The organism is Pseudomonas sp. UBA6310 (assembly GCF_002438225.1).
Taxonomy (GTDB): Bacteria; Pseudomonadota; Gammaproteobacteria; order Pseudomonadales; family Pseudomonadaceae; genus Pseudomonas_O; species Pseudomonas_O kuykendallii.
The window spans coordinates 25,803-32,896 of record NZ_DJTK01000048.1 but is presented as its reverse complement, the minus strand read 5'-3'; the positions used below and the strand labels follow the sequence as shown (position 1 = coordinate 32,896).

Here is a 7,094-nt window from a genome sequence, read left to right as displayed (position 1 = left end):
AGCGCCCAGCGCAGCGGCCTGCCGCTGTCGGTGATCCTGCTGGATATCGATTATTTCAAGCAGTACAACGACCACTACGGGCACATCGGCGGCGACGACTGCCTGCGGGCCGTGGCCCAGGCGCTGACCCAGGCGGCGAACCGGCCGCGGGATTTCCTCGCACGTTTCGGCGGCGAGGAGTTCATCCTGCTGCTGCCGGAAACCGACGAGGTCGCCGCGCGGCAGATCGCCGAACGGTGCCGGCTGCTGATCCGCACCTGCCGCATTCCCCACGAGCGTTCGCCGATCTCGCCGCTGGTCACCGTGAGCCTGGGCGGCGGGACAGTCGTGCCGCGCTCTGCCGAGCTGGCGCTGGACTTCATCGGCCGAATCGACCGGCTGCTCTACCGCGCCAAGCAGAATGGCCGCGACCGCGCCGAATTCGCCGAGCCCCCCGCCGGGCCCGCGGATCAGGCGTAGTCCTTGACCATCTGGGTGAGTTCGTCGGCGGGCAGCGCCTTGCCGAACAGGAAGCCCTGGTAGTTCGAGCAACCGTTCTCCGCCAGCAACTGGCGCTGCGATTCGCTCTCCACGCCCTCGGCGATCAGCTCGAAGCCGAAGGTCTCCGCCATCTTGCTGATCGCCTGAATGATCGCGATGCTGGCGGCGCTGGGCAGGCGCTGAACGAAGGTCTGGTCGATCTTCAACTGGTCCAGCGGCAACTGCTGCAGGTAGGTGAGCGACGAGCAGCCGGTGCCGAAGTCGTCCAGGGCGAAGCGGATGCCCTCGCGCTGCAGCGAGGCGATGTGCAGGCGCGCCTGGTCCAGGTCGACGATCAGCACCGACTCGGTCAGCTCCAGCTTCACCCGGTGCGGATCGACGCCGCTGCTGCGGATGATGTCCAGCACCTTGGGCACGAAGCTGGTCTGGTGCAGGTGGATCGCGCAGATGTTCACCGATACCGGCAGGCCGGCGAGCGTCGGTTCGTGCTGCCATCTCGCCAGCTGGCTGCACACGCGCTTGAGTAGCCAGCGGTCGAGTTCCGGAAGCAGTCCGGCCGCGGCGGCGACCTGCAGGAAGCGGTCGGGCGCCACCAGGCCCCACTGCGGATGCTGCCAGCGCAACAGCGCCTCGACGCCCATCACGCCTTTCTCGTCGCTCCATTGCAGCTGATAGAAGACGCGGAATTCTTCGCGGCAGATGCCCTCGCGAATCTGCTCTTCCAGCTGCAGGCGCGAGGAAATGACCACTTGCATGGTCGGGTCGAAGAAACGCAGGGCGTTCTTGCCGTTGGCCTTGGCCGAGTACATCGACAGGTCCGCCCATTGCAGCAGTTCATTGCCACTGTGCTTGTGGTTGAACAGGACGATGCCGACGCTGCCGCTGATGCAGTGCTGGCCCTGCTCCAGGTCGTAGGGTTCGCGCAGCGTCTCCAGCGCCTGCTGGCCGACATGGCCGGCCTGGCGCGCGGCTTCCTGTGGCGCATGTGCGAGGCCCCCGAGGAGGATGACGAATTCGTCGCCGCCCAGCCGCGACACGGTATCGGTGGTGCGGACGATACGCTTGAGCCGCTGCGCGACCGTGATCAGTACCTGGTCGCCGGCCTCGTGGCCGTAGAGGTCGTTGATGGTCTTGAAATTGTCGAGGTCGATGAACAGCAGCGCGCCGTGCTGGCCGGTACGGGTACACGCGGTCTGCTCAACGCGCAGGCGCTCGACGAAGTAGCGCCGGTTCGGCAGGCTGGTGAGGGCGTCGTAGAACGCCAGCTGGCGGATTTGCTGCTCGTTCTCGCGGCGCGCGGTGACGTCGCGGGTGACCATCACCACTGCGCGCTTGTCGAACAGCGGGCTGTCGATGGCCTGTGCGCGGGCTTCGAAGCTGCGCTTGCGGCCGCCTTCCTCGACGCTGTACTCGATGGCCTGCGGCACCGCGCTCTCCAGCGCCTGGGCGATCCAGGCGATCAGCCGCTCGGCCTGCGGCTTGGGCAGCACGTCGCTGATCAGCTGGCCGATCTTGCTGCTGTCCTCGGGATCGATGTGGTGCCGGGACGGGGAGATCACCTCCCGATAACGTCCATCCTCGTCGACCACGAAGAGCAGGTCCGGAATCGCGTGGGTGATGGCGCTCAGCCGCGCCTCGCTGTCGCGCAGGGCGTGCTCGGTCTCGTTTCGACGCTGCTGGCCGCGCAGCAGGGCGACCAGCAGCAGCGTGGTGGGCGGCATGGTGATCATCATCGCCACCGCCGTTTCGCTGAAGGACACCTCCAGGGTTCCCTGGAACTGGCTGAGCATCAAGAGGGTGACGGCGTGCACGAGCAGGCCGAAGACCAGCAATTGCGTGCTGCCCTGGGTGATACGGCCGGACTCCGAGGCATGTCGGTAGACCAGCCCCATCAGGGCGGCCAGGAGGATGCTGACCACGCCGGGATAGGCGCCGACGCCGCCGATCCACAGCCGGTAGCAGCCGGCGATGACGGCGGACATGATCGCCACCAGCGGCCCGCCGAGCAGGCCGGCCACGCTCACCAGCGCCAGCCGCGCATCGACGATGATGCCGTGGCCCAGTTCGATGGGGTCGGCCATGCTGGCCACGCAGATCAGCCCGAAGACCGTCCCCAGCACCAACTGCGACCAGACCACCCGATGTCCCCAGTGCTGCCAGATGCGCGATTGCAGCCAGCACAGCGCCAGCAAGAGGGCAGCGTTGCGTATGAAGTCCAGAAGCATGGAGTTCCCCCTCCCCCAACCCAAACCGGGCCGTGACTAACGCGACTATAGAACTCAGAACCTCATACGACCGTTCGAGTGCTAACCGGTCATCGGATGAAGCCCTGCAGGCCGCGGATGGCGGGGGATTGAGCAAGGAGGCAGCGGCGATTGGCGCACTGTGTTCGAATGGCGTCCCGGCGCTTGCGCGCGTGCCAGAGCGGCTCGCGCGGCGCTGGCTATTCGACCAGGCAGGGGAAGGAGAGAAACGATGTGCGACGAACTGCAGGTGATCGACCTGGTAGTCGGCGAGGGCAAGGCGGTGGTCAAGGGCGCCTTGATCACCACCCAGTATCACGGCGTACTGGAAGACGGCACGACCTTCGATTCATCCTACGAGAAAGGCCGGCCGTTCCAGTGCGTGATCGGCACCGGGCGGGTGATCAAGGGCTGGGACCTGGGCCTGATGGGCATGCGGGTCGGCGGCAAGCGCCGTCTGCGGGTGCCGGCTCACCTGGCCTATGGCGAACGGCAGGTCGGTGAGCGCATCCCGCCGAACGCCAACCTGCAATTCGAGATCGAGCTGCTGGAAGTGCTGACCCGCGACGACTGAGCGGACCGCACGGGCCGGATCGCGCGGACCCGGCCTCATGCCCCGCATCAATGCGGAGCCTCAGACCACCTCGACCAGATCGAGAAACACCATCCCGCCACGCAACTCCAGTTTCAGTCCTCTGAAGTTGCCGGCGATGCCGTCGCGGAAGGACAACTGGCCGTCCGCGTCCTTGCCGTCGTAGAAGAAGGTGTCGCCGGTGATGCGGCCCATCTGCCGGTAGTTCTCGTAGAAGATCCCGCCGAGGAAGTGGCCGTCCCAGTAACTGCCGTCGGCCGGGTCCTGGATGCGGTACATGCTGCAGGGTTTCATGCCTTCGGGCAGGGTCGGGGATTGTGCGTCGCTCATGATTGCTCCTTTCTCGTGTTGGCCGGCGCGAGGAGGCGCGCCGGCACGGTTCGCCGAAACCTCCGGCGGGCAGGCATGGGACCGGCAAAACCGGCCGATGTCGCCCGGATGTCTCGAAAGGCTAGCCCGCCCATCGGCGCCGGGCGCTCCAGCTGACCGGTGGCCGGCCGGCGCAACATGCCAGTCGTTGCGACCTTCGTTCACGGAACATCCGTCGTACCAACCGCCCGCCGCGATGCTGGCTTTTTGGGGGCCACGTCTTTCACCGGGCATGAAAAAGCCCGGACTCGCCGGGCTTCGGTGGGCGATGAGGCTCAGCTGGGCTGCCCGGAGGCGTCTTCGCCTGCTATGTCCGGATCGTCCGGGCTGGCCTCGGTATCCGGGTCGTGTGGGCGCTGCTGGTCCGGGGTGTCTTCGATACCCGGATCGCGGCTGAAATCGCCTTCCTCGGCAGGCCTTTCGACGGTGTCGGGATTCTGTTCGCTAGTGTTCATGACTACCTCGCAATGAAGCCGTGAGTGGCTTCACTGCTTTCGATTGCCGCGCTGCGGACAACGTTCAGGTGCGCGGCGTACCGGCGGTCCGGGCAGCGCTTCGTCCCTTGTCGGCGGATTGGCGTAAGGTAGTCGCACTGAGCGGCGCTCCCTGAACTCGCGCGGGTGCGTCGCTTCTAAGGGATACCCCGACTTCCATGCCCAAGGAGCTACACCCCATGCGGACTTTTTCCAACAGCCTCCGGCTGACCTTCCTCCTTCTGCTCGGCAGCCTGCTGACGGGGTGCGGGGTGAACAACATCCCGCAGTACGACGAACAGGTGAAAGCCGCCTGGGCACAGGTGGAAAACCAGTATCAACGCCGCGCCGACCTGATCCCCAACCTGGTCGAGACGGTCAAGGGCTACGCCAAGCAGGAACAGGAGACCCTGACCCGGGTGATCGAGGCGCGGGCCAAGGCGACCTCGATCCAGGTCGACGCCAGCACCCCTGACGATCCGCAGAAACTGCAGCAGTTCGACCAGGCGCAGCAACAGCTCAGCGGCGCGTTGAGCCGGCTGATGGTGGTCTCCGAGCGTTACCCGGACCTGAAATCGAACCAGAACTTCCTCGCCCTGCAGTCGCAGCTCGAAGGCACGGAAAACCGCATCGCCGTGGCGCGTCGCGACTTCATCGCCGCGGTGGAGCGCTACAACACGGAAATCCGCACCTTCCCCGGCCGTCTCTGGCAGATGACCCTGTACCGCGACATGCAGGTGCGCGAGAACTTCAAGGCCACCGCGCCGAACGCCGAGCAGGCGCCGAGCGTGAACTTTCAATGAGGCCATGGCTGCGTCCGGCGCTGGCGCTGCTGCTCGGCGCCTGCGCGCTGCTGGCGCAGGCCGTGGAGTTTCCCGCGCTCAGCGGGCGGGTGGTCGACCAGGCCAGCCTGCTCGACGCGCAGACCCGTGCTCAACTGACGCAGATGCTCGAAGCGCACGAACAGGCCAGCGGCGAACAGGTCGTGGTGGTCACCCTGGCAAACCTGCAGGGCAATGCGATCGAGGATTACGGCTATCAGCTCGGTCGCCACTGGGGCATCGGCCAGAAGGGCAAGGACAACGGGGCGCTGCTGATCGTCGCGCGTGACGAGCGCAAGGTGCGCATCGAGGTCGGCTACGGCCTCGAGGACCGGCTGACGGACGCGCAGGCGTCGATCATCATCAACAGCGTGATCCTCCCGGCGTTTCGCCGTGGCGACTTCGCCGGCGGCATCCGCGAGGGCACGGGCGCGATCATCCAGGTCCTCGGTGGTGACCCCCTGGCGCAGCCGGCGGCGTCGTCCTCCACCGGCCATTCCGAGCAGCGCCTGCCGGGCTTCGCGTTCTTCGTCCTGTTCGTCATCGTCATGCTGATGTTGCGTGGCGGCGGCGGAAGGGGCGGGCGCGGTGGCGGCCGCTCGGTGCTCAGCGGGGCGATCCTCGGCAGCGTGCTCGGCGGGGGTGGGCGCTCCGGCGGCGGCTTCGGTGGGGGCGGTGGTTTTGGCGGCGGCGGTGGCGGCTTCGGCGGCGGCGGTGCGTCCGGTGGCTGGTAACTCCGAACGGATACGGGAAACACGATGACCTTACTCAGCGACAGCGACCAGAAGCAGGTGGCCGACGCCATCGGGCGCATCGAGCGCGACACCGACGCCGAACTGGTCACGGTGCTCGCCGCCCGGGCGGACGACTACAGCTACATCCCGCTGCTGTGGGCCGCGCTCCTCGCGCTGCTGGTGCCGGGCATCGTCAACTATCAGCCGTTGTGGCTGAACGCCCACGAACTGCTGCTGGTGCAGTGGCTGACCTTCATCGGCCTCGGCCTGCTGTTCCGACTCAAGCCGCTGACCACCCGCCTGGTGCCGCGCGGCGTGCGGCACTGGCGGGCGGCCAACCTGGCACGGCGGCAGTTCCTCGAACAGAAACTGCACCACACCGAGGGCGGCACCGGGATGCTGATCTTCGTCTCCGAGCAGGAGCGCTACGTGGAAATCCTCGTCGACCACGGCATCTCCAGCCGCATCGGCGATGACACCTGGGCGGCGATCGTCGGCGAATTCACCCGCGCCGTGCGCCGGGGCGAAACGCTGCACGGCTTCCTGGCCTGCATCGAGGCCTGCGGCGAACACCTCAAGCGCCACGTGCCCGCCACGCACACGCGCAACGAACTGCCGGACCGGCTGGTGATTCTCGATTGATAAAGGGCGGAACGGGGGGATTGCGAGGGCGTTATCGGCGCCTGGAGCGCCGATAACGGACGGCAGGCGCGGCCTACTTGGAACCTGAAGACGTGTATTCGACGTTGCTGACGACATCGTTCGGATCGAAGGAAACCACCAGCGACTTGCTATAGAACTTCAGATTGAACACGGTCCCCGTCGTTTGCGAGTAGCTGTAAATCAGCGCTTTTTCGTTTTGCTGCGGAATCACCGGGAAAATTGCCTCGCCAGTGGGTTTTCCCAACAACGACACCACATCGGCTCGCGTCGATTTGCCTTTGATGATCATCGGCACCTTGTCGCCGTCGAAATCGGTCACATCCTCCTTGAACGAGCTCATGAACTCCTGACTGGTGAGCACACCGTCCAGGAAGGTGTAGGTCAGCGAGCGCGCCGCGATCACGCCTGGATACGCGCCGACACCGGTGTTCTGCGCATAAACGTAAGTGGCCACGTCGAGTTTCTTGTCGTTCTTGGTGATTTCGCCGGTTCGTTCGGGTTTCCCCAGTTTCTGTACCACGTCCGATTTGGTCGACGTGCCGGTTGCCAGTGCGTCGGCTGCCGGCCTGACGAAATTGCTCCCTGCACATCCAGACAGCAAGGCTGCTGCCAGAACCACCATCGATACCGCACCCTTTAGTTTCATCGTCTCTCCTTGGCTGGTGGATGGATAAATGCCCGTCACGTCCACCGGCGTGCCGAGCTTGAGAGCAATGTAT

General features: G+C 65.8%; 9 protein-coding genes. 5 read left to right on the top strand and 4 right to left on the bottom strand.

Going from position 1 to position 7,094, the window contains the following annotated elements; all coding sequences use genetic code 11:
• On the top strand, positions 1-459 hold a 459-nt coding region (locus B3E91_RS11425), incomplete at its 5' end, for a diguanylate cyclase (protein ID WP_287029522.1).
• Here B3E91_RS11425 and B3E91_RS11420 read toward each other — a convergent pair.
• Positions 450-2,705 carry a putative bifunctional diguanylate cyclase/phosphodiesterase gene (locus B3E91_RS11420; protein ID WP_287029521.1) on the bottom strand — a complete coding sequence of 752 codons (2,256 nt, stop codon included), beginning with the start codon at positions 2,703-2,705 and terminating at the stop codon, positions 450-452. The two genes, B3E91_RS11425 and B3E91_RS11420, sit on opposite strands and share 10 nt — an antisense overlap.
• Before the next feature lie 250 nt (positions 2,706-2,955).
• Between B3E91_RS11420 and B3E91_RS11415 the strand changes: the two genes are divergently transcribed.
• Positions 2,956-3,297 carry an FKBP-type peptidyl-prolyl cis-trans isomerase gene (locus B3E91_RS11415; RefSeq protein WP_282343106.1) on the top strand — a complete coding sequence of 114 codons (342 nt, stop codon included), beginning with the start codon at positions 2,956-2,958 and terminating at the stop codon, positions 3,295-3,297.
• A gap of 60 nt (positions 3,298-3,357) precedes the next feature.
• On the opposite strand, the gene B3E91_RS11410 is transcribed toward B3E91_RS11415, so the two are convergent.
• Together B3E91_RS11410 and B3E91_RS11405 are read right to left on the bottom strand one after the other, a co-directional pair.
• Positions 3,358-3,645 (bottom strand): hypothetical protein, encoded by a 288-nt coding sequence (locus B3E91_RS11410; RefSeq protein WP_090228684.1) that lies wholly within the window; start codon positions 3,643-3,645, stop codon positions 3,358-3,360.
• Positions 3,646-3,959: 314 nt separating this feature from the next.
• Positions 3,960-4,139, bottom strand: coding sequence for a hypothetical protein (locus tag B3E91_RS11405; RefSeq protein WP_287029520.1), 180 nt, complete (start codon positions 4,137-4,139; stop codon positions 3,960-3,962).
• A gap of 218 nt (positions 4,140-4,357) precedes the next feature.
• On the opposite strand from B3E91_RS11405, the gene B3E91_RS11400 reads away from it, so the two are divergent.
• Genes B3E91_RS11400 through B3E91_RS11390 form a run of 3 tightly spaced genes read left to right on the top strand, consistent with a single transcriptional unit; the run spans position 4,358 to position 6,354 of the window.
• Positions 4,358-4,960 carry a LemA family protein gene (locus tag B3E91_RS11400; protein WP_287029519.1) on the top strand — a complete coding sequence of 201 codons (603 nt, stop codon included), beginning with the start codon at positions 4,358-4,360 and terminating at the stop codon, positions 4,958-4,960.
• Positions 4,957-5,712, top strand: coding sequence for a TPM domain-containing protein (locus tag B3E91_RS11395; RefSeq protein ID WP_287029518.1), 756 nt, complete (start codon positions 4,957-4,959; stop codon positions 5,710-5,712). The genes B3E91_RS11400 and B3E91_RS11395 overlap by 4 nt, the downstream gene beginning before the upstream one ends.
• A gap of 24 nt (positions 5,713-5,736) precedes the next feature.
• Positions 5,737-6,354, top strand: a complete 618-nt coding sequence (locus B3E91_RS11390) for a TPM domain-containing protein (RefSeq protein WP_287029516.1) — start codon at positions 5,737-5,739, stop codon at positions 6,352-6,354.
• 73 nt (positions 6,355-6,427) lie between these two features.
• On the opposite strand, the gene B3E91_RS11385 is transcribed toward B3E91_RS11390, so the two are convergent.
• Entirely contained in the window at positions 6,428-7,021 is a 594-nt protein-coding gene (locus tag B3E91_RS11385) for an outer membrane protein assembly factor BamE (RefSeq protein WP_139210722.1), read from the bottom strand.
• Positions 7,022-7,094: the final 73 nt, after the last annotated feature.

Excerpts from the sequence above, each read along its gene's own strand:
- B3E91_RS11400 (WP_287029519.1), top strand. The coding sequence starts at position 4,358 with ATGCGGACTTTTTCCAACAGCCTCCGGCTGACCTTCCTCCTTCTGCTC.
- B3E91_RS11410 (WP_090228684.1), bottom strand. The coding sequence starts at position 3,645 with ATGAGCGACGCACAATCCCCGACCCTGCCCGAAGGCATGAAACCCTGC.
- B3E91_RS11415 (WP_282343106.1), top strand. The coding sequence starts at position 2,956 with ATGTGCGACGAACTGCAGGTGATCGACCTGGTAGTCGGCGAGGGCAAG.
- B3E91_RS11405 (WP_287029520.1), bottom strand. The coding sequence starts at position 4,139 with ATGAACACTAGCGAACAGAATCCCGACACCGTCGAAAGGCCTGCCGAG.
- B3E91_RS11395 (WP_287029518.1), top strand. The coding sequence starts at position 4,957 with ATGAGGCCATGGCTGCGTCCGGCGCTGGCGCTGCTGCTCGGCGCCTGC.
- B3E91_RS11385 (WP_139210722.1), bottom strand. The coding sequence starts at position 7,021 with ATGAAACTAAAGGGTGCGGTATCGATGGTGGTTCTGGCAGCAGCCTTG.
- B3E91_RS11390 (WP_287029516.1), top strand. The coding sequence starts at position 5,737 with ATGACCTTACTCAGCGACAGCGACCAGAAGCAGGTGGCCGACGCCATC.
- B3E91_RS11420 (WP_287029521.1), bottom strand. The coding sequence starts at position 2,705 with ATGCTTCTGGACTTCATACGCAACGCTGCCCTCTTGCTGGCGCTGTGC.